The sequence below is a fragment of the Erwinia amylovora genome (genome assembly GCF_017161565.1).
GTDB classification, from domain to species: domain Bacteria; phylum Pseudomonadota; class Gammaproteobacteria; order Enterobacterales; family Enterobacteriaceae; genus Erwinia; species Erwinia amylovora.
The window spans coordinates 2,607,347-2,626,339 of the sequence record NZ_CP066796.1 but is presented as its reverse complement, the minus strand read 5'-3'; the positions used below and the strand labels follow the sequence as shown (position 1 = coordinate 2,626,339).

General features: G+C 58.2%; 18 protein-coding genes. 9 read left to right on the top strand and 9 right to left on the bottom strand.

The window, feature by feature from the left end; translation table 11 throughout:
• Positions 1-241 precede the first annotated feature (241 nt).
• Complete coding sequence (locus tag JGC47_RS12050; RefSeq protein WP_004159025.1) at positions 242-1,855, top strand: sensor domain-containing diguanylate cyclase; 1,614 nt, start codon at positions 242-244, stop codon at positions 1,853-1,855.
• Positions 1,856-1,964: 109 nt separating this feature from the next.
• Here the strand turns inward: JGC47_RS12050 and bcp are convergent, their stop codons facing one another.
• The gene (bcp, locus tag JGC47_RS12045; RefSeq protein WP_004159023.1) at positions 1,965-2,432 is read right to left on the bottom strand and encodes a thioredoxin-dependent thiol peroxidase; all 468 of its coding nucleotides are present in this window, start codon (positions 2,430-2,432) and stop codon (positions 1,965-1,967) included.
• Between the two features lie 73 nt (positions 2,433-2,505).
• Complete coding sequence (locus JGC47_RS12040) at positions 2,506-3,057, bottom strand: glycine cleavage system transcriptional repressor (protein ID WP_004159017.1); 552 nt, start codon at positions 3,055-3,057, stop codon at positions 2,506-2,508.
• Positions 3,058-3,200: 143 nt separating this feature from the next.
• On the opposite strand from JGC47_RS12040, the gene dapA reads away from it, so the two are divergent.
• The 6 genes from dapA to JGC47_RS12010 all read left to right on the top strand — a co-directional run bounded on the left by dapA (position 3,201) and on the right by JGC47_RS12010 (position 10,124).
• Complete coding sequence (dapA, locus tag JGC47_RS12035; protein ID WP_004159015.1) at positions 3,201-4,085, top strand: 4-hydroxy-tetrahydrodipicolinate synthase; 885 nt, start codon at positions 3,201-3,203, stop codon at positions 4,083-4,085.
• A 9-nt stretch (positions 4,086-4,094) separates the two neighbouring features.
• A complete protein-coding gene (gene bamC / locus JGC47_RS12030; protein ID WP_004159013.1) occupies positions 4,095-5,126 on the top strand; it encodes an outer membrane protein assembly factor BamC in 1,032 nt (343 codons plus the stop codon).
• Positions 5,127-5,318: 192 nt separating this feature from the next.
• Positions 5,319-6,032 (top strand): phosphoribosylaminoimidazolesuccinocarboxamide synthase, encoded by a 714-nt coding sequence (gene purC, locus JGC47_RS12025; RefSeq protein WP_004159011.1) that lies wholly within the window; start codon positions 5,319-5,321, stop codon positions 6,030-6,032.
• A 147-nt stretch (positions 6,033-6,179) separates the two neighbouring features.
• The gene (ypfJ, locus tag JGC47_RS12020) at positions 6,180-7,043 is read left to right on the top strand and encodes a KPN_02809 family neutral zinc metallopeptidase (protein WP_004159009.1); all 864 of its coding nucleotides are present in this window, start codon (positions 6,180-6,182) and stop codon (positions 7,041-7,043) included.
• Positions 7,044-7,049: 6 nt separating this feature from the next.
• Positions 7,050-9,053 carry a tRNA(Met) cytidine acetyltransferase TmcA gene (locus JGC47_RS12015; protein WP_004159006.1) on the top strand — a complete coding sequence of 668 codons (2,004 nt, stop codon included), beginning with the start codon at positions 7,050-7,052 and terminating at the stop codon, positions 9,051-9,053.
• Between the two features lie 804 nt (positions 9,054-9,857).
• A complete protein-coding gene (locus tag JGC47_RS12010) occupies positions 9,858-10,124 on the top strand; it encodes a SymE family type I addiction module toxin (RefSeq protein WP_004159004.1) in 267 nt (88 codons plus the stop codon).
• A 54-nt stretch (positions 10,125-10,178) separates the two neighbouring features.
• On the opposite strand, the gene JGC47_RS12005 is transcribed toward JGC47_RS12010, so the two are convergent.
• Both JGC47_RS12005 and JGC47_RS12000 read right to left on the bottom strand, forming a co-directional pair.
• On the bottom strand, positions 10,179-10,496 hold the full coding sequence (locus JGC47_RS12005) for a hypothetical protein (RefSeq protein WP_013036149.1): 318 nt from the start codon (positions 10,494-10,496) through the stop codon (positions 10,179-10,181).
• 1 nt (position 10,497) lies between these two features.
• On the bottom strand, positions 10,498-11,883 hold the full coding sequence (locus JGC47_RS12000) for an RHS repeat domain-containing protein (protein WP_004159003.1): 1,386 nt from the start codon (positions 11,881-11,883) through the stop codon (positions 10,498-10,500).
• Here JGC47_RS12000 and JGC47_RS18020 point away from each other — a divergent pair.
• On the top strand, positions 11,770-12,048 hold the full coding sequence (locus tag JGC47_RS18020; RefSeq protein WP_371411500.1) for a growth inhibitor PemK: 279 nt from the start codon (positions 11,770-11,772) through the stop codon (positions 12,046-12,048). The genes JGC47_RS12000 and JGC47_RS18020 overlap by 114 nt on opposite strands.
• A gap of 57 nt (positions 12,049-12,105) precedes the next feature.
• On the opposite strand, the gene JGC47_RS11995 is transcribed toward JGC47_RS18020, so the two are convergent.
• Together JGC47_RS11995 and JGC47_RS11990 are read right to left on the bottom strand one after the other, a co-directional pair.
• A complete protein-coding gene (locus JGC47_RS11995; RefSeq protein ID WP_004159001.1) occupies positions 12,106-12,303 on the bottom strand; it encodes a hypothetical protein in 198 nt (65 codons plus the stop codon).
• Between the two features lie 8 nt (positions 12,304-12,311).
• A complete protein-coding gene (locus tag JGC47_RS11990; protein WP_024015416.1) occupies positions 12,312-13,655 on the bottom strand; it encodes an RHS repeat-associated core domain-containing protein in 1,344 nt (447 codons plus the stop codon).
• On the opposite strand from JGC47_RS11990, the gene JGC47_RS18015 reads away from it, so the two are divergent.
• Positions 13,542-13,820, top strand: coding sequence for a growth inhibitor PemK (locus JGC47_RS18015; protein ID WP_375217710.1), 279 nt, complete (start codon positions 13,542-13,544; stop codon positions 13,818-13,820). The two genes, JGC47_RS11990 and JGC47_RS18015, sit on opposite strands and share 114 nt — an antisense overlap.
• A 57-nt stretch (positions 13,821-13,877) precedes the next feature.
• Here the strand turns inward: JGC47_RS18015 and JGC47_RS11985 are convergent, their stop codons facing one another.
• From JGC47_RS11985 to JGC47_RS11975, 3 genes are read right to left on the bottom strand one after another with little or no spacing between them, the layout of a single operon-like run.
• Positions 13,878-14,138 carry a hypothetical protein gene (locus JGC47_RS11985; RefSeq protein ID WP_013036148.1) on the bottom strand — a complete coding sequence of 87 codons (261 nt, stop codon included), beginning with the start codon at positions 14,136-14,138 and terminating at the stop codon, positions 13,878-13,880.
• Positions 14,138-18,418: an RHS repeat-associated core domain-containing protein gene (locus JGC47_RS11980; protein ID WP_206215639.1), complete on the bottom strand. Its 4,281-nt coding sequence runs from the start codon at positions 18,416-18,418 to the stop codon at positions 14,138-14,140. The genes JGC47_RS11985 and JGC47_RS11980 overlap by 1 nt, the downstream gene beginning before the upstream one ends.
• A 12-nt stretch (positions 18,419-18,430) precedes the next feature.
• Positions 18,431-18,883: a DcrB-related protein gene (locus tag JGC47_RS11975; RefSeq protein WP_004158997.1), complete on the bottom strand. Its 453-nt coding sequence runs from the start codon at positions 18,881-18,883 to the stop codon at positions 18,431-18,433.
• Between the last annotated feature and the right edge of the window lie 110 nt (positions 18,884-18,993).

Below are 18,993 nucleotides of genomic sequence, written 5' to 3'. Positions count from 1 at the left end.
GTGTGGCTGTTTCCACGGCACCCGTTTTATCTTACCCAGCACCCGCCAGGAAAGAAATGGCTAAAACATCTATGCTTTAAGCCGAATGCTGCCAACGGTAGCCTGTGATATCGCTGGTCATTCTGTTACTGAAGCGGTCAGGCTGCGAACAACGGCTGGTTGCCAGCACCGAGCGGCACGATGTTCATCAACGCGGCTACCACGAGGCGCCGATTGGGATGATTTTTACAATGGAGTGGCGATGTTGATGTTCACACGGCCTAAAACGGACTTGCGCACGTTAATCACCCTGCTGGCGGTGGCCAGTATCGCGATCACGCTTGCCAATTCTCTGTACGCCAGCTGGCGGGTGCAGCGTGAGGTATTAATCAACAATACGCTGGAAGCGAACCGGGTTTACGCCACCAAGCTGGCTTCGACAACGGAGCTTTTTTTCCAGCTGGCCACGTCGCAGCTAGCCTACAGCGCCAGCAGGATAAATAACGAATCTAATAATGGAAGCCTGTTACAGGATGAAGTAGATCGTCTGCGCGAGCAAACCAACAGTTTTAACTCGGTCGCGATCGCTGATGCCGATGGCCGGGTACGCGCCATCTCGCCGGAAACGCTGCCGTTGAAGGGGATGCTGCTCAGTTCCTCTGCGGCAAAGCAGGCGCTGGCCGAACGCAGGCCGCTTATCGGGCGGCCTGGCCTGTCTACCGCCGGGAATCTGCAGGTGTTTATCTCCTCGCCTGTCTGGTCGAATGACGGCCGTTATCTTGGCTATGTGGGGGGCTCAGTCTATTTAAACAAAAGAAGTATTCTTAACGACCTGCTGGGAGCACAGTTCTTTCGTGACGGCTCATCTCTGTACGTCATCGATAGTAAAAATCAGTTGCTGTACCACCAGTACAGTCATCTGGTGGGTCAAACCGTTAACCCGTTAATCACTCCACAACAGCGACAACAGGCCAGTAACGGCCAGTATCAGGTTGTGACGTCAGAGGGTGAAGCGATGCTGGCCGGTTATTCCGTGGTTCCCGCAGCGGGCTGGACAATTGTTTCAATTAAACCGACCGCCGCAACGCTGGTGCCGTTAAACAGTCTGCTGTTGCAGGTGCTGAAGCATTCGGTGCCGTTCGCCCTGCTAACGGTTCTCCTTGCGCTGATCCTCGCACAACGTATCGCTCTGCCGCTGTGGCAGCTGGCGCGTAAAGCCAGCCGGATGGATACGCAAAATGTCTCAAAAGAGATCGGTAGCATCCGCTCCTGGTACTATGAATCTTCACAAATTAAGCGGGCGATGCTGGCCGGAATTGGGCAGATGCATGACAAAATCGGCCGTCTGAAAAGTGAAGCTCAGACTGACCCGCTGACCGGGCTGCTTAACCGCCGTGGCTTAGATGCGGTACTGGACTATTTTCTCTCCACCGGACAGCCCTTCGCCTTACTGGCGCTGGATATCGATCGCTTTAAAGGTGTCAACGATGCTTTCGGCCATGCTGCAGGTGACACGGTGATCAAAACGGTGGCGCAGCAACTGGGCTTGGGAGCCAGACAATCCGACGTTCTCTGTCGCAACGGCGGGGAAGAGTTTCTGATGATCCTGCCCGGAGCAGATCGTGACAGGGCGCTGATGATTGCTGAAAGGGTGCGTAAGCGTATTGAGCAGTTTCAAATAGATGCGATAGGAAATGTGACTATCTCCATCGGCATTTCGTTCTGGTCTTCTGACAGCGAGAACGACATGCATGACGCTTTTGGACAGGCGGACGAAGCGCTTTATCGGGCAAAAAATACCGGACGTAACTGCGTCGTCATAGCGAAAAGCGCTCCGCAGCCATCCGCAGTGGTCAATGAACCTTCGCGCCAGTAGGCTGTGCTTTATATGTTTTCCAGGTCAATACGGCGATCCGCAGGCCGTTGCCTGTCAGCACCCTTGCTGCTGCGCCGGCAGCACGGATCGCTCTGTCTGACCACGTGATTTACGCAGTTTTCAGGTAGTCGATAACGATATCGTGGTGATTGCTGGTTTTGAAGTTATCGAAGACTTTCTCGACCTTGCCATCGGTATCAATCAAGAAGCTGATACGGTGGATGCCGTCATAGGTCTTGCCCATAAAGGTTTTTTCTCCCCAGATGCCAAACTGGTCACTGACCTGGTGGTCTTCATCTGACAGTAAGGTGAAGTTCAGCAGCTCTTTTTCGACGAAGCGCGACAGCTTTTCCGGTTTATCGGTGCTGATACCCAGTACTTCAACGCCGGCTTGTTTTAGCTCATCCATACTATCGCGCAGACCGCAGGCCTGCACGGTGCAGCCTGGCGTCATGGCTTTCGGGTAAAAATAGACCAGAACGCGCTGTCCCTGGAAGTCGGTCAAATTTATTTGTTCACCATCCTGATCGGGCAAACTAAATTTCGGTGCTGTATCACCGGCTTTCAGTGGATTCATTACTACTCTCCGTTAGATATGATTATGCGAGGGATGAATTCAGGCGCCTGACTTATCTCGGGCACTCAGCGCGTCAGGCACCGTGGTGAGAAACGGCTTTAATAGTGCCTTGCGCCTGAAGTTCTGTACACAAACGTTTGAACGCTTGTTCAATAAATGAGGCATCCTGGCTGGCCGGGCTGTGTGCGGTTATCTGAATATAGAGTAACGGCGGCTGATTTTCATGTGCCGACTGCGTGCGTGAGACCAGCTCCGCAATATTCATCTGATGTGAATCAAACAGATCGGTAAAACGCTCAACGATATGCGGCGAGTCAGTCACTTCAACCTGCACCCAAACCGTGGCGGGCATCGGTGGCGGCAGGCTGGCGCGGGTCCGCTTCATCACGATCAACAGCTCCAGCTCAGCGCCCTTTAACGGTAGCGTGGACTCGATCAGCGTTATCGCGTTCCAGCTGCCGGACAGCAGCATAATAAAGCTAAACTCTTCGCCAAGCATAGCAAGACGGCTATCTTCAATATTGCACCCGCAGCTGCTGACATGGCGAGTAATCGTATTGACAATCCCGGGGCGGTCAACCCCAAGCGCGGTAATAACCAGATAGTGTTGCGATGAATGCGGCAAAATCAAGCTTCCTGTCTAAATGCTAATAACCTTAAGGTAAACATAAAAAAAACTGCTGACAAGCACATAGGTCGACCTGTGCACTTGCTTTTATTGCGCGGTCAAACGTACCATGAAGCACTTGTTTGTCGAGGGGATGACTCATGTTCACGGGAAGTATTGTTGCGCTCGTTACACCGATGGATGACAAAGGAAATGTCTGCCGTGCGAGCCTGAAAAAACTGATTGATTACCATGTTGCCAGCGGAACTGCGGCAATTGTTTCTGTAGGAACGACCGGCGAGTCAGCTACTCTGAGCCACGATGAACACGGTGATGTGGTTCTGTTAACGTTGGAACTGGCCGATGGTCGCATTCCGGTGATTGCCGGCACCGGTGCTAATGCCACCGCTGAAGGCGTCTGCCTGACCAAACGTTTTGAAAATTCAGGCGTTGTTGGTTGCCTGACCGTCACCCCTTATTACAACCGTCCTACTCAGGAGGGGTTGTATCAGCACTTCAAAATCATCGCGGAAAGCACCGAACTGCCACAAATGTTATACAACGTTCCCTCGCGTACCGGCATCGATTTACTGCCGGAAACCGTTGGACGTCTGGCGAAAATAAAAAATATTATCGGAATCAAAGAGGCGACCGGGAACTTATCACGGGTTAGTCAGATCCAACAGCAGGTTAATGATGACTTTGTGCTGGTCAGCGGCGATGACGCTACCGCACTGGACTTCATGCAGCTGGGGGGGCATGGCGTGATCTCGGTGACGGCAAATATCGCCGCCCGCGAAATGGCCGAACTCTGCTCTCTGGCTCAGCAGGGCAAATTTGCGCAGGCACGCCACCTGAACCAGCGCCTGATGCATCTGCATCAAAAACTGTTTGTCGAACCCAATCCTATCCCGGTGAAATGGGCCGCGAAACGATTAGGATTAATAGCAACTGATACGCTGCGTCTGCCGATGACGCCGCTGACCGATGATGGTTGTTCGGTTGTTGAGCAGGCACTGAAAGACGCTGGCCCGCTTCAAATTTAGGGAGAATTGATGGTTTACTCAGTACAAAAGTCCACGGTAGCGAAAGTGGTGGGACTGTCTTTGGTGATGCTGCTTGCGGCCTGTTCCAACGACCAGCGCTATAAGCGTCAGGTGAGCGGTGACGAATCCTACCTGCAGGCAGCCGATCTTAGCGATCTGCAGGCGCCCGCTGGTATGACACTGCCGATACAAAATGGCGATTTTGATATTCCGTCGGTTAACGCAAATGGACAGGTGGGCAAGCAGCTTGATATCCGTCCACCGGCTCAGACGCTGGCGCTGATGAACGGTACCCGCAGTCAGTTTGCCGCTAACAGCGGTATTCTGCTGATTGACAGCCAAAGCGGTTCAATCTGGCCTCAGGTGGTGGACGTGGTTCAGACGGCTAAGTTCCCCGTCGCCGATCGTCAGGATGCGCGCCAAACCCTGACCACCGACTGGGTGCAGTGGAACCGTGCGGACGAAGACAATCAGTATCGTGGCCGCTACCAGCTTAGCGTTCAGCAGCAGGGCGGTCAGCAAGCGCTGATGGTGAAACTGCTTGAACTGCAACAGCAGGATAAAGAGGTCAACTCGCCGGTGCAGATCCAGCGTTACACCGCGCAGATGCTTAACGAAATTAGCGCCGGCCTCGACAAAATCGAAACCCGGCGCGAAGATGCCGCAGCCAGCCGTAGCCCAACGCAGATCGATGTGCAAAGCGGTGCTGATGATACCGGCTTGCCTGATCTGATCCTACGTGCGCCGTTCAATGTTGTCTGGCAACGTCTGCCGGCCACGCTGAAGCGTATTGGGATGGAAGTCAAAGATGACAACCGTTCACAGGGTAGTCTGAACGTGACCTATAGCGCACCGGGCAGCAGCACCTTCGATGAGCTGGGTGCTAAAGATCCGCAGCTGAAAAATGGTGACTACAAACTTCAGGTCGGCGATCTGGATAACCGTAGCAGCCTGCAGTTCCTCGATCCGAAAGGTCATCCGTTAACCCAGTCGCAAAATGATGCGCTGGTCGCGGTGTTCCAGGCCGCATTCAGCAAGTAAACCTCAAGGCCGGACATTCTCCGGCCTTTTACTTTGGCGCTACGTAAACGATTGCTTCGGTTTTTCGGCGGTGGAACATATAATCCCGTCAGACATATTCTACCGGGCTGATCCTGGCAGTCCGATGGTCATCAACCTGCTGCCTGAGTGATGCCGGGTAAAGTTCATTATCGTTGGAGTGGAGTTAACAAGATGCAAAAAAAAGCTGAGTTGTATCGCGGCAAAGCGAAAACCGTTTACAGCACCGAAAACCCGGATCTGTTGGTACTCGAATTCCGTAACGATACGTCAGCGCTGGACGGTGAGCGTATCGAGCAGTTTGATCGTAAAGGAATGATTAACAACAAGTTCAATCATTTCATTATGACTAAACTGCAGGAAGCCGGGATCCCAACACAGATGGAGGCCCTGCTTTCTGATAACGAAGCGCTGGTAAAAAATCTGGATATGGTGCCCGTAGAATGCGTAATACGTAATCGTGCTGCGGGATCCCTGGTGAAGCGTCTGGGCGTGGAAGAGGGCATGATCCTCAATCCTCCGCTGTTTGATCTGTTCCTGAAAGATGATGCTAAACACGATCCGATGGTCAACGAATCCTATTGCGAGACGTTCGGCTGGGTCAGCAAAGCAAATCTGGCACGTATGCAGGAGCTGACTTTCCAGGCGAATGACGTCCTGAGCAAGCTGTTTGCCGATGCAGGCCTGATCCTGGTGGACTTCAAACTTGAGTTCGGCCTGTTTAAAGGCGAAGTGGTGCTGGGCGATGAGTTCTCACCGGATGGTGCGCGCCTGTGGGATAAAGACACCCTGAATAAGATGGACAAAGATCGTTATCGTCAGAGCCTTGGTGGGCTGATTGAAGCCTATGAAGAGGTGGCCAACCGGTTGGGCGTGAAGCTGGACTAACGTCATATTTTTGACCGTCGTCATAAGGCCAGGGAAACCTGGCCTTTCGCGTTATACGGCGCGCAGCGCAGCGTTTGCTGGTTTTCCCCGCTTGCTCTGACTAAAATCGACTAAGCTATCAAAAATTATTTGCTCAAGGGGACAGTTATGCGTTGGCAAGGACGTCGCGAAAGCGACAATGTGGAAGACCGTCGTGATCAATCGGGCACCGTTGGCGGTGGGCGCATACGCATTCCCCGTGGTAAAGGCGGCATCGTTCTGCTGATTGTGGTGATAGTGGCTGGTTACTACGGCTACGATCTCAGTCCATTATTAGGCGGCGGCACTTCATCCGTTTCACCGCCCACCCGGCAGCAATGGCAGCAAACTTCAGCGAAAGAGGGCGAAGCCGCGCAGTTCACCCGCACCATTTTTGCCATGACCGAAGATACCTGGCAGCAGCTGTTCCAGAAAATGGGCAAGACCTGGTACGCACCTGTTCTGGTGATGTACCGTAACCAGACGTCAACGGCGTGCGGCAGCGGACAGTCGGCAATGGGGCCATTCTACTGCCCGGCAGACAGCAAGGTTTATATCGATCTTTCGTTTTATGACGAGATGAAAAGCAAACTGGGTGCCGGAGGCGAATTCGCTCAGGGCTATGTTATCGCGCATGAGGTGGGTCACCATGTGCAGCACCTGCTGGGGATCGATCGGAAAGTGCGTCAGATGCAGCAGGGGGCAAACCAGGCCCAGGCGAATCAGCTGTCGGTGAAGATGGAACTTCAGGCGGACTGCTTTGCCGGCGTCTGGGGCTACTATATGCAGCAGGAGAAAGTGCTGGAAACCGGCGATCTGGAATCAGCACTTAACGCCGCCGAGGCGATTGGTGACGATCGCCTGCAGCAGCGTAGCCAGGGGCGCGTGGTGCCGGACAGCTTTACTCACGGCACCTCACAGCAGCGCTATAGCTGGTTCAAAAAAGGGTTCGACGGCGGTAATCCCGCTCAATGCAATACCTTTGCTAATTAAACTGCGGTGAGCGATCTACTTCAGGCGGCAGCTCAAATAAAAAGACAGGGCTGGCGCCGTCTGCTGGTGATAAGCGGAGATGCTTTCTGGTGCGAGCAGCAGGCCGCAGCCTGTATGGCGCAGCTCCCCGGCGACTGGTTGACGGTAGGCGAACAGCCCCTCAGTGCGTTGCACTGTGCGCCGCAGGCGATACGTACGCTGCTGGGACGCGAATTCAGGCATGCGCTGTTTGATGCCCGTCGCGGTTTTCATGCCGAAGCGTTGGCCGCGCTGTCAGGCACGCTTCATGCCGGCAGCTGGCTGATAATGCTGGTTCCCGCATGGCACCGCTGGCCGCTGCAGCCAGATGCCGACTCATTACGCTGGAGCGAATGCGCCAGCCCCATTCCCGCTCCCTTTTTCATCCGCCGTTTCCGGCAGCTTTTACTGGCTGATCAACGTGCGGTGCTGTGGCGTCAGCATCACGCCTGCACGATCCCTGATCTGACCGATCTGCCGACCTGGCCGGGCGACAACAGTGGTCAGCAGCAGCAGATACTGACTAAGTTGCTGCGTGCCAGGCCGGGCATTTATGTCGTCACCGCCGCACGCGGCCGAGGCAAATCGGCGCTGGCCGGAATGCTGGCCGCCCGCTGGCCGGGGCGCTGTCTGGTGACCGCGCCCGCAAAAGTATCGACGGACGTGCTGGCGCACTACGCCGGCCCGCATTTTCAGTTTATCGCCCCCGACCGCCTGCTGGTCGAAGCGCGCCAGCACCGGGCAGGTATTGACTGGCTGCTGATTGATGAGGCGGCCGCGATACCGGCCCCGCAATTACAGCAGCTGGTCGCCTTATTCCCTTATGTGCTGCTGACCACTACGGTGCAAGGCTACGAAGGAACCGGGCGCGGATTCATGCTGAAGTTTTGTGCTACGTTGCCGGATGTCACCCGCTATCAGCTCGATTTGCCGTTACGCTATGCGGTGAACGATCCGCTGGAGCAGTTTATCAGCCAGGCGCTGCTACTTGATGATGCGGTCTCCGTCCCCCAATCAGATACGGTGGTCATTCAGTCGTTAGAGCAGGCCGACTGGGCGCGACGCCCCGCCAGCATGGCCGCCATCTACCAGCTGTTGACCAGCGCCCACTACCGAACCTCTCCCCTTGATCTGCGCCGGATGATGGATGCACCCGGTATGCATTTCAGCGCCGCCTTGCAGGGGGACAATGTGCAGGGCGCGCTGTGGCTGGTGGATGAGGGGGGCCTGTCAGCCGAACTTGCCGCCGCTGTCTGGGCAGGCTACCGCCGTCCTCGTGGCAACCTGGTTGCGCAGTCGCTGGCGGCGCATGCCGGCCTGGCTGAAGCCGCGCAGCTGCGTTCGCGGCGTATCAGCCGCATTGCGCTGGCGCCCGCACTGCGCGGTCGCGGGATTGGCCAGCAGCTGATTACTCGCTGCTGTCAGGCAGTGCACGGGCTGGATTTCCTTTCGGTCAGTTTTGGTTTTACCCCCCGGCTGTGGCGGTTCTGGCAGCGCTGCGGCTTTCAACTGGTGCGGTTTGGCAGCCAGCGTGAAGCCAGCAGCGGCTGCTATACGGCAATGGCCATTTACCCGCTTTCAGCCAGCGGGCAGCAGCTGGCAGAGCGGGCAACACGGCGGCTGGCGCGTGATGGTTACTGGTTACGCCAGCAGTCAGAACAGGAAGAATTGCCGCTGGACGCGCAGCGTGACCTGCTGCTGAACGATGACGACTGGCAGGAGCTGGCAGGATTTGCCTGGGCGCAGCGGCCGTTCGAGGCCAGCTTCGCCGCATTGGGTCGGCTGGTCAGTCAGGGGGGGCATTTCCCGCTGCTGTACGCCGCGCTGATTGAGGGGCAGTCTGCGGCACAACTTTGCAGTCGATTCGCTGTGGCCGGGCGCAAAGCGCTGTTGAACGCCTGGCGGCATGAGGCACAGCAGGCGTTGATCGCGCTGGATAAGGCGAATGCGCTGCACTGGCAGCAGTGGGTTAACGGGCTAAACGCACACTGAACGAACGTTCATCTCTTCAGTACGCCGGAAAGCGCATATTTCAGGCGAAAAAAACCGTTTCGGCAAACCAGGGTTTTCAGTCCCCGATACGGTTGGCGGTGGTTCCCGGAAACAGACTGCTGCATCTGTCAGCTCCTCATTGATACGCGCCGTGAGGGAAGTGCAAGAGCCTGAGCGGCGAGAAGCGCCTGTGCAACGGGGGCTGCCAGATGATAACGCCAGGATTTATCCCGCCGATCCTGCAGATTGTGCACGTCACTATAAGCATTATCGTTGTTGTCAGGCAGCGACAGCGGCATTTCACCGATCCGGTCGTCGTTAAGAAGGTGCAACCGTCAATGGATGCCAGAAAGCGAAACCCCGCATGCCGGCGGGCTTCAGATATGCCAGCATCACGTTTCGCCTGCCTGAGTAGGTCTCTGCGGCTGGCAACTTTCAGTTTGTCATCCAGCCGCACGTTTAATGTTGCCCTGATATCTCTGCCGTAATGAGTTAACCGTAATGTATTACAGCATTACACGTCGTTCGTAACTCCTTTTTACCGACAGTGACCGGGAGGCTTAGCCTTTCTTAGTCTGACTGCCTGACGAACGTGACGAAGGCCGATCGCGGCATGGGCGCAGTGCACTGCCCGATGCGTTTTATCACGCAACACCTTTCACTCCGGCATGACGTCTGGCGCGATGCCTTCTCACGATCCTGTTCCCCCGTGAAAACGGTTTTTCAACGAACCGCCAGCCCGCTAACCACAGGCAACGAACCGGGAGCGAATGACGATGCAGGTCAGAACGGGGAATGTCCAAAATGCAGCGGCGTGTTACCGTCGGCTACCGCCCAAAGGGCGGCGAACGCGATACGCCACAGGTCAGTATTGCGGGCAAGTGGCTGGCGGAGGCGGGTATTGCGGTGGGAACTGGCGTTAATCTGACGGTGCCGGACGGCTGTCTGCTGCCGATCCCCGACAGCCGCGAGGAGAGGCGGCTAAGAGCAATGGAACAGCAGCTTAAGGCGCAGCAGCAGGAGCTGGAGCTGGAGCAGGCTAAACGCCGGATCAAGACGATGCTGGCGTGAAGGGCGGGTGAAGGTAAAAGGCCGGAAGGATCGGGGATCGCTTCCGGTTGCATCTCATTTATCTATTATTTCGTAATGATCCGGTGAACGCCATAAAATAATCTTATAAGGGAAATTTATTTTTCCTTGATCTTTTAAGTACGCCATTAATTCGGAGGGTGCCCAACCATGACCGTAAGAGAATAGAGCGCCAGCCCCAGCAAGTTTTTCGACAAGAGATAATTGCTCTTTTTCATTATCGAAATTAATTGAATAAGCATTGCCTTTCTTAGAAAAACCCAGAGCTAACAATACTGAAGCGTCATCAACTCCCCTTAATTCGACGACAATTCTTTTCGGCTCCAAAATCGTAACTAATATATTGTTAAGCATACTATTTTCCCACGCTTACAGTTAGGATTGTATTAATAATAGAGTTATCAGTAGTTGATTGAGAGTTGATAACCATTTCAGGCGCGCCACCTGGAAGGTGCTGTCCTGGGCCTTTAAAGTAATCATTACCAGCTAATGGGCTTCTTGGGTTTAGCCCATTAATTCCGTTAATTTTCCGAACTTTAAATCCTCCCGATAATGAATCTTTATAGAGCCCCATATTCCTTTCAATGGCTCTTGCTCTAGCCCTTGTTATTGTTATTTCTTTTTCATTCGCAGCATGAGGGAAGTAATTCATTACCCCCTGCTTATCAGTAACAAACGTACCATCCCGTCCAATCGCCGGATATGCATCCCAAGATTTGGGACTAATATTGTAACCCTCATTAGTATTTTTAAGCATGCCATGCTGCCGCTTACGCGCTTGCTCCACACCACACTTCGCCAGCCCCAGCGGATCCACCCACCCGTACGGATTCGGCGCATACGCATACAGGTTCAGGCCCCCCGCCAGCCCCACAGGGTCCTGGGTCGTGAACCTGCCAACGTCAGGCTCGTAGTAACGGAACAGATTATAGTGCAGTCCCGTTTCACTGTCAGCATACTGCCCGGCGTAGCGCAGCGGCTGGTCGTAAACCGGCCCCGTGCGTTGTGCCGCACCGGCCGTCGTCTGGCCCTGCAGCCTGCCGAAGGTGTCGTACTGTCCCGACCAGCGCAGCCTGCCATCGGCGTCGGTCACCTCCAGCGGCGCGCCGTTGAGGTCGGTGTTCAGCCAGTAAATATCCGCCTGTGGCCCTTCCCCGGCCTGCTCGATGGCCGCCAGCGGCGTCCACGGGCTTTCCGGGTCATAGCTCCAGGTACGCCGCGTGCCGTTGGCGCGCTGCTCCTGCAGCAGCCGGTAGCCCTGCCACAGGAAGCGCGTGGTCTGCGGGGCTTTGCCCGCGAAGGTGACCTCCTTGCGGCTGCGCCGGCCCAGCGCGTCATAATGGTACTGCGCGCTGAACTCGCCCTGAGGACCGGAGCCACGCGCCCGTATCAGGCGGTTGTCGGCGTCGTAAGTGTAATGCTGCTCGTTGAGGCCGTGGCGGCGGCTGACCAGGTTGCCCCAGACGTTGTAGCGGTAGAACAGCCGCTGCCAGTGCGGCAGACGGTTGCTGCTCTGCGGCGGTGGCGGCGGCCGTTCCGGGTCGTCGTGCGGGCTTTGCCCGCCCAGCAGGTTGTCGGCGGCGTCATACACCAGCCGGCTGCCCGTCCTGCCGGACTGCAGCTCGCGGTGCTGCAGCAGGCGGCCTTCGGCGTCGTAGCCGTAGTGCACTTCGCCGCGCAGCGCGTCGCTGACGCCCGCCAGCTCGCCGCGCCCGGTGTAGCGGAACGCCCGCCACAGCATGCCGTCTTCCGGCCGGGTTATCTGGCCGTCACCGAAGGCGCTGACCGGCTGCCGATCCCCGCCAGCCGCGAGGAGAGGCGGCTAAGGGCGCTGGAACAGCAGCTTAAAGCGCAGCAGCAGCAGCTGGAGCAGGCTAAACAGCGGATGATCGAGATGCTGGCGTGAAGGGCGGCTGAAGGTAAAGGGCCGGAAGGATCGTCGGGGATCGCTTCCGGCTTATTTTTATAGTTGGATAGGCTTATAGTGCATTATTTTATCGGCTATTTCATCGGCACTTAGATCCTCTTGAAAAATATAATTTGCAGCCTGAGGATCTTCGACGCTATTGCAAAGCAAGTCAATGTCATTATCGGCTTCTTCTTCAGTACCTTCACTGCGCTGTATTTTTTCAATTAACTCTATAAGCTCTTTTCTTTGCATATTTAGCCTCAAAAATGATAGGCCCGATCCAACACATCAAGATGATATCTCGGAGTAACAACTATTAGATTATCAACATCATAGATACCACCACCATGTTGAATCGGTGTACGGTGATGAAGAACATAAGATTTATTTTTCCCATTCCATTGAGAGTTGTGGGAAATTGGGGCTTTACCACTTTTCATCCTGGTAATATTTGAAGGTCTAAATTGTTGAGAAAGATGAGAATCATTTCCTACCTCTTTCCAGACATTTTCCCTGAAATCGTCAAACGATTTAAATTGCCTACCGCGTAGCTTATCAGCTACTGAGGATGGGAATAAGCCAGCATTACCATGAGTCCCTCTCAACCATTTCCCTTCAATCTTGCTACCTTCACCTGAAGCAGTGCCAGGTTTACATCTGCTCAACCCCAGCGGATCCACCCACCCGTACGGATTCGGCGCATACGCATACAGGTTCAGGCCCCCCGCCAGCCCCACAGGGTCCTGGGTCGTGAACCTGCCAACGTCAGGCTCGTAGTAACGGAACAGATTATAGTGCAGTCCCGTTTCACTGTCAGCATACTGCCCGGCGTAGCGCAGCGGCTGGTCGTAAACCGGCCCCGTGCGTTGTGCCGCACCGGCCGTCGTCTGGCCCTGCAGCCTGCCGAAGGTGTCGTACTGTCCCGACCAGCGCAGCCTGCCATCGGCGTCGGTCACCTCCAGCGGCGCGCTGTTGAGGTCGGTGTTCAGCCAGTAAATATCCGCCTGTGGCCCTTCTCCGGCCTGCTCGATGGCCGCCAGCGGCGTCCACGGGCTTTCCGGGTCATAGCTCCAGGTACGCCGCGTGCCGTTGGCGCGCTGCTCCTGCAGCAGCCGGTAGCCCTGCCACAGGAAGCGCGTGGTCTGTGGGGCTTTGCCCGCGAAGGTGACCTCCTTGCGGCTGCGCCGGCCCAGCGCGTCATAATGGTAATGCGCGCTGAACTCGCCCTGAGGACCGGAGCCACGCGCCCGTATCAGGCGGTTGTCGGCGTCGTAAGTGTAATGCTGCTCGTTGAGGCCGTGGCGGCGGCTGACCAGGTTGCCCCAGACGTCGTAGCGGTAGAACAGCCGCTGCCAGTGCGGCAGACGGTTGCTGCTCTGCGGCGGCGGCGGCGGCCGTTCCGGGTCGTCGTGCGGGCTTTGCCCGCCCAGCAGGTTGTCGGCGGCGTCATACACCAGCCGGCTGCCCGTCCTGCCGGACTGCAGCTCGCGGTGCTGCAGCAGGCGGCCTTCGGCGTCGTAGCCGTAGTGCACTTCGCCGCGCAGCGCGTCGCTGACGCCCGCCAGCTCGCCGCGCCCGGTGTAGCGGAACGCCCGCCACAGCATGCCGTCTTCCGGCCGGGTTATCTGGCCGTCACCGAAGGCGCTGACCGGCTGCCGATCCCCGCCAGCCGCGAGGAGAGGCGGCTAAGGGCGCTGGAACAGCAGCTTAAAGCGCAGCATGAAGAGCTGGAGCAGGCTAAACGACGGATGATCGCCATGCTGGCGTGAAGGGTGGCTGAAGGTAAAAAAGCCGGAAGGATCTGTGGGATCGCTTCCGGCTATTTTTTATGGATTTGATTTAATTAATGCGATCGCATTGTTAACAACATTATTAAGTAATTCTTCCTCTTTATATGTAAAATCAGCATATTGGGCCATTGCTCGACAAGTCGATAGCTCTCTTATAACATCTTGAGGTATTCCACGAGCACTTGCTTTTATTGCATCATAGTGCGAAATAAAAAATGACCGTGATTGAATTTTTCCACTTTTATTTAGCTCTGAAATAATCTTTTCAAGAGACAATAATAAATTATCAATACTCATTACCAAGGAACCTTTAGTGTGTTAATAATCCATGATTTAGGTAAATTAGATACTACTGCTTGATATCCTAACCCAGGATAACCAGCCCCTTGAGCTGCGGCTGGCCCCTCACTGATCCATGTACCTTGAGGAACTTTAAATTCAGATACTTTTGTAATGACAACGCCCCAATCATGTCGAATCGCAAGCTTTTGTCTTAACATTTCTTCAGAACCATATCGCTCATTAGTTAGCCATGAATATTTTCTGCCAGTTCTATTATTTAACCCATGATATTTATAGAACGTTTCAGACTTGTAAAGTTGCCTGTTTTTATAAATCCCTTTGTCAAAGGTTTCAGCAATACTGCCGGGAAGTTCAGGACCTTTATAAGATGATTTCTCATTATTACCGCACTTCGCCAGCCCCAGCGGATCCACCCACCCGTACGGATTCGGCGCATACGCATACAGGTTCAGCCCCCCCGCCAGCCCCACAGGGTCCTGGGTCGTAAACCTGCCAACGTCAGGCTCGTAGTAACGGAACAGATTATAGTGCAGTCCCGTTTCACTGTCAGCATACTGCCCGGCGTAGCGCAGCGGCTGGTCGTACACCGGCCCCGTGCGTTGTGCCGCACCGGCCGTCGTCTGGCCCTGCAGCCTGCCGAAGGTGTCGTACTGTCCCGACCAGCGCAGCCTGCCATCGGCGTCGGTCACCTCCAGCGGCGCGCCGTTGAGGTCGGTGTTCAGCCAGTAAATATCCGCCTGTGGCCCTTCCCCGGCCTGCTCGATGGCCGCCAGCGGCGTCCACGGGCTTTCCGGGTCATAGCTCCAGGTACGCCGCGTGCCGTTGGCGCGCTGCTCCTGCAGCAGCCGGTAGCCCTGCCACAGGAAGCGCGTGGTCTGCGGGGCTTTGCCCGCGAAGGTGACCTCCTTGCGGCTGCGCCGGCCCAGCGCGTCATAATGGTACTGCGCGCTGAACTCGCCCTGAGGACCGGAGCCACGCGCCCGTATCAGGCGGTTGTCGGCGTCGTAAGTGTAATGCTGCTCGTTGAGGCCGTGGCGGCGGCTGACCAGGTTGCCCCAGACGTCGTAGCGGTAGAACAGCCGCTGCCAGTGCGGCAGACGGTTGCTGCTCTGCGGCGGCGGCGGCGGCCGTTCCGGGTCGTCGTGCGGGCTTTGCCCGCCCAGCAGGTTGTCGGCGGCGTCATACACCAGCCGGCTGCCCGTCCTGCCGGACTGCAGCTCGCGGTGCTGCAGCAGGCGGCCTTCGGCGTCGTAGCCGTAGTGCACTTCGCCGCGCAGCGCGTCGCTGACGCCCGCCAGCTCGCCGCGCCCGGTGTAGCGGAACGCCCGCCACAGCATGCCGTCTTCCGGCCGGGTTATCTGGCCGTCACCGAAAGTGCTGCTCTGCCAGCTGCGCCTGCCGGACGCATCGTAGCGGCGCTGCTGGTGCAGCGCGCCCTGGCTGCGCCCGGTTTCACGGTGCAGGCGGTCACGGGTGAATTCGCTCACCGCCTGCCGGTTGAATTTCAGCGCGCCGGCATGGCCGGAGCCGTAGTGCAGCCACTGCAGGCGGTCGCCCTGCGGCAGCGTCAGCGCCTGCAGGTTGCCGAGCGCGTCCCGGCTGTAGACCGGCGCGCCGTTCACGCCGCGCTCGCACAGCAGGTGACCCGCTTTGTCGTACTGCAGCTCAACGCTGTCCGCCTCAATCCCCAGCTCCGCCCCGGCGGCCGTGGGGGTACGCACAAGCCGGGTCAGCCTGCCTGCGGCATCGTAGTGATACTGCCATTCGGCGCTGTCGTTGCCGCGCCACGCCAGGCGGCCCGCCTCGTCAAAGCGGAAGCGGTGCAGGCGGTGCGCGGGCGGCGCAAGGCTGTTCTGCGGGCCGGTTTCCCGGTGTTCGGCAAGCTGGCCGTCCGCGCCGTAGCGATAGAGGTGGTCGGTGTTGTCCGGGCGGCGTTCGGCGGTGATGCGCCCGGCAGCATCGTAGCTGAACTGATACTCGCCGCCGTTGCCGTTCTCCAGCCGCGTCAGCCAGCCGCGCGGGCCGTAGTGGTAGTGGCGCGTGCGGTTGATGCGGTCGGTGACGCTGACCGGCTGGCCCAGCAGGTTGTAGCGCCACTGCGTTTCGCTGCCGGACGGGTCCTGATGGCGCGCCAGCTGCCCGCGTTCGTTCCAGACGAAGTGCTCTTCGCTGCCGTCCGCGTGCTGCAGGGTTTGCAGGCGACCGGCGGTATCCCGGCGGTAGCGGGTCACGTTGCCTTCCGCATCGGTGCGCCCGGTGAGCTGGCCGAAAATGTCATAGTCGTACGCGGTGACGCTGCCGGAACAGTCGGTATAGCGCGTCAGCAGCCCCCGGCCGTCCCACTCAAGCCGCGCCACGCCGCCGAGGGCATCGGTGATGCGCGCCGGTAAGCTTTCTTCCCCGTCCGGGTAGTGGTAAAGCGTGGTGTTTCCCAGCGCGTCGCTCTGTGTAATCAGCCGCCCCCTGTCATCCCATGACTGGCACTCACGGCTGCCGTCGGGATGGGTGACCGAAACCAGACGGTCGCTGTTACGCGCATACTGACAGGTGGTTTTACGCCCTGACGGGTCGGTTTCGCTCAGCAGTCGCCCGTAGCGGTCCCACTCGCTGTGCCGCTGGCCGCCGCCCGGCAGCAGCACGCTGCACAGCTCGCCGCGCGCGTAGATAAACGCCAGCCTGCGGCCGTCAAAGTCGGTGAACTGCGCCACGCTGTCGTCGTCGTCCAGCTGCCAGCACGCCTGCATGCCGTCGTCGCGCACCGCCCGGCGCGTGCCGCCGTTAATGTCGTAGTGCAGCGCCAGCGCTTCCCCGGCGCCGTGCCGCCAGGCGGTGACGCGCGGCAGGCCGTCAATCTCCTGCCAGCGGTATTCGTTCCGCAGCCCGTTGGCATCCTCGTGGCTGGCCATCAGCCCGTCATGCCAGGTGAAGCGGCGCGTGACCTCGCCGGCGCGGTTGCGCACGCTGGCGAGCTGCCCGTCGTCGTCATACCCGTAGCTGACCAGCGTGTGCTCCCCGTCCGCGGTATGCAGCAGCACCGCGCTCAGGCGGCAATGCCCGCCGGCGGTCGTCAGGTAGCGGCAGCTCAGGCGCTGGCCGGCGCTGTCCACCAGTTCGCCCGGCCGCCCCTGCTCGTCGTAAAACAGCGAGGTGGCGTTGCCGCCGGCGTCGGTCACCATGCTCAGGCGGGCGGGATACTGCGCGTCCAGCGGCGGATAGTGCCAGGCCTGTTCACTGACGTCGAACAGCTGCCAGCTGTCGTCGGCGTTGTGCATCAGCCAGCACTTTTCGGCTTCACACCAGGTTTTATGGCCGCGCGGCACCATCGGGAACGAAACCAGGTCGCCGGACGGCGCGCGCCACACCAGCCCGTCGGCGTAAGGCTGGAGGGTACTTTCCCAGAACAGGCTCCAGCCGCGCCCCAGCACGCTTTCCGCCGGGTTGCCGCTGCGCCAGTAGCGCTGCCATTCAACCGGCAGGCGCGACGGCAGCACAAAGTCCAGCTCGTCGTCGCCGGAGAGAAACTTCTGCCCGCTGATGATATCCACCGGGCGGGCGATGATGCCCGCCGCCGCGCTGGCGGTCATCAGCACGCCGAAGCGGCAGGCCACCTGGCCAAGCCTGTTGATGCCGGGCAGCCTGCTCAGCAGTTCAGCCAGTTTGCCCGCCTTGCCGGCCGCGCCGCCCGCGCCGCCAAGCAGCCCGGCAAACAGCAGCGTCAGGTCCGAGGCCTTATAGGCCCGGTCCGGCACTTCGGGTTTTATCGTCAGCGTGGTGGCGGTGCCGCCGCCGATGCGCACGCTGGGCGAGCCTGCCATCACCGTGGCACCGCAGTTGGTTTTGTCGCCGACGCGCGCGGCGGGCTGGCCGTTGATAAACACCCGGGCGGAGCCCTGCGCCATCTGCATCGTCGGCCCGTCCCGGTCACAGCCCGCCTGGCTGACGGTGGCGATGGCCGCCGGTTTGCCGTTGATAAACACGTTCGGTGAGCCGGTCAGTATCTGGCCGGAAGCGGACCGTCTGTCCGCCCCGGCAGCGGCCATGCCGTCGCGCGCCGCGGTGGCCGCCTCCCCGGTGAGATAGCCCACCGCCAGGCTGGCGCCCATCAGCAAGACGCCAACGCCAAGACAGGAGGCGGCCAGCCCGGCGACAAACAGCGCCCCGGCGGCCACGGCGCCGGCGGCGGCAATCAGCCCGCCGACTATGGTGCCGCCCGTCATCCCGGCCAGCGCGGAGGAATGGCCGATGGCGTCGCCGACGCGTGCGGCTTCACTCATGATAAGTTCCCATTATGGCTGATGGCCGGTAGCCACAGGCTGGCGGTAGCTTGCCAGCACCTGTTGTAGCAGGGCTTCATCCTGCGGCGACAGCCTGCGCGTCTGCGCCAGGGTGAACACCAGCACGCGCCCTCCGGCCAGCGCAAACACCGCCTGGTGCTGCCAGATGCGCTGGCCGTCGCGCAGATAGCTGGCAGACACGCTCTCGCCGGGCTGCTGCGCCTCGCCGAGTTGCGCCGCCGCGCGCGCTTTCAGCACCCAGCCTTTCAGGCTGGCGGACAGGGTATCAAGCTGGCGGGTGATGTAGCCGGCCACGGTTTCACCGGGCTGTAGCGTATCGCGCGAGATATTGAGCGAGGGATACGCATCGTCAGGGGCCAGCAGCAGGTTAACGGTGCGGTCGCTGTAGCCTTCCGGCAACGTCACGCTGCCTTCCGTGAAGGTACAACGGGAAAAATCGGGCATTAACGGGGTCCTTTTAATTAACCGGGCTTAAGCATCGCATAAGAAGGGCGCAAAGAAAATCCATCGTCCGGTATTGAGCAAAAATACGCTTACAAAACAAATGAGAAAGC

What these genes read in the sequence shown, in the direction of transcription:
- JGC47_RS12050 (WP_004159025.1), top strand. Translation starts at nt 242, where the DNA reads ATGTTGATGTTCACACGGCCTAAAACGGACTTGCGCACGTTAATCACC.
- bcp (WP_004159023.1), bottom strand. Translation starts at nt 2,432, where the DNA reads ATGAATCCACTGAAAGCCGGTGATACAGCACCGAAATTTAGTTTGCCC.
- dapA (WP_004159015.1), top strand. Translation starts at nt 3,201, where the DNA reads ATGTTCACGGGAAGTATTGTTGCGCTCGTTACACCGATGGATGACAAA.
- bamC (WP_004159013.1), top strand. Translation starts at nt 4,095, where the DNA reads ATGGTTTACTCAGTACAAAAGTCCACGGTAGCGAAAGTGGTGGGACTG.
- purC (WP_004159011.1), top strand. Translation starts at nt 5,319, where the DNA reads ATGCAAAAAAAAGCTGAGTTGTATCGCGGCAAAGCGAAAACCGTTTAC.
- ypfJ (WP_004159009.1), top strand. Translation starts at nt 6,180, where the DNA reads ATGCGTTGGCAAGGACGTCGCGAAAGCGACAATGTGGAAGACCGTCGT.
- JGC47_RS12010 (WP_004159004.1), top strand. Translation starts at nt 9,858, where the DNA reads ATGCAGCGGCGTGTTACCGTCGGCTACCGCCCAAAGGGCGGCGAACGC.
- JGC47_RS12005 (WP_013036149.1), bottom strand. Translation starts at nt 10,496, where the DNA reads ATGCTTAACAATATATTAGTTACGATTTTGGAGCCGAAAAGAATTGTC.
- JGC47_RS12000 (WP_004159003.1), bottom strand. Translation starts at nt 11,883, where the DNA reads ATGCTGTGGCGGGCGTTCCGCTACACCGGGCGCGGCGAGCTGGCGGGC.
- JGC47_RS11995 (WP_004159001.1), bottom strand. Translation starts at nt 12,303, where the DNA reads ATGCAAAGAAAAGAGCTTATAGAGTTAATTGAAAAAATACAGCGCAGT.
- JGC47_RS11990 (WP_024015416.1), bottom strand. Translation starts at nt 13,655, where the DNA reads ATGCTGTGGCGGGCGTTCCGCTACACCGGGCGCGGCGAGCTGGCGGGC.
- JGC47_RS11985 (WP_013036148.1), bottom strand. Translation starts at nt 14,138, where the DNA reads ATGAGTATTGATAATTTATTATTGTCTCTTGAAAAGATTATTTCAGAG.
- JGC47_RS11980 (WP_206215639.1), bottom strand. Translation starts at nt 18,418, where the DNA reads ATGAGTGAAGCCGCACGCGTCGGCGACGCCATCGGCCATTCCTCCGCG.
- JGC47_RS11975 (WP_004158997.1), bottom strand. Translation starts at nt 18,883, where the DNA reads ATGCCCGATTTTTCCCGTTGTACCTTCACGGAAGGCAGCGTGACGTTG.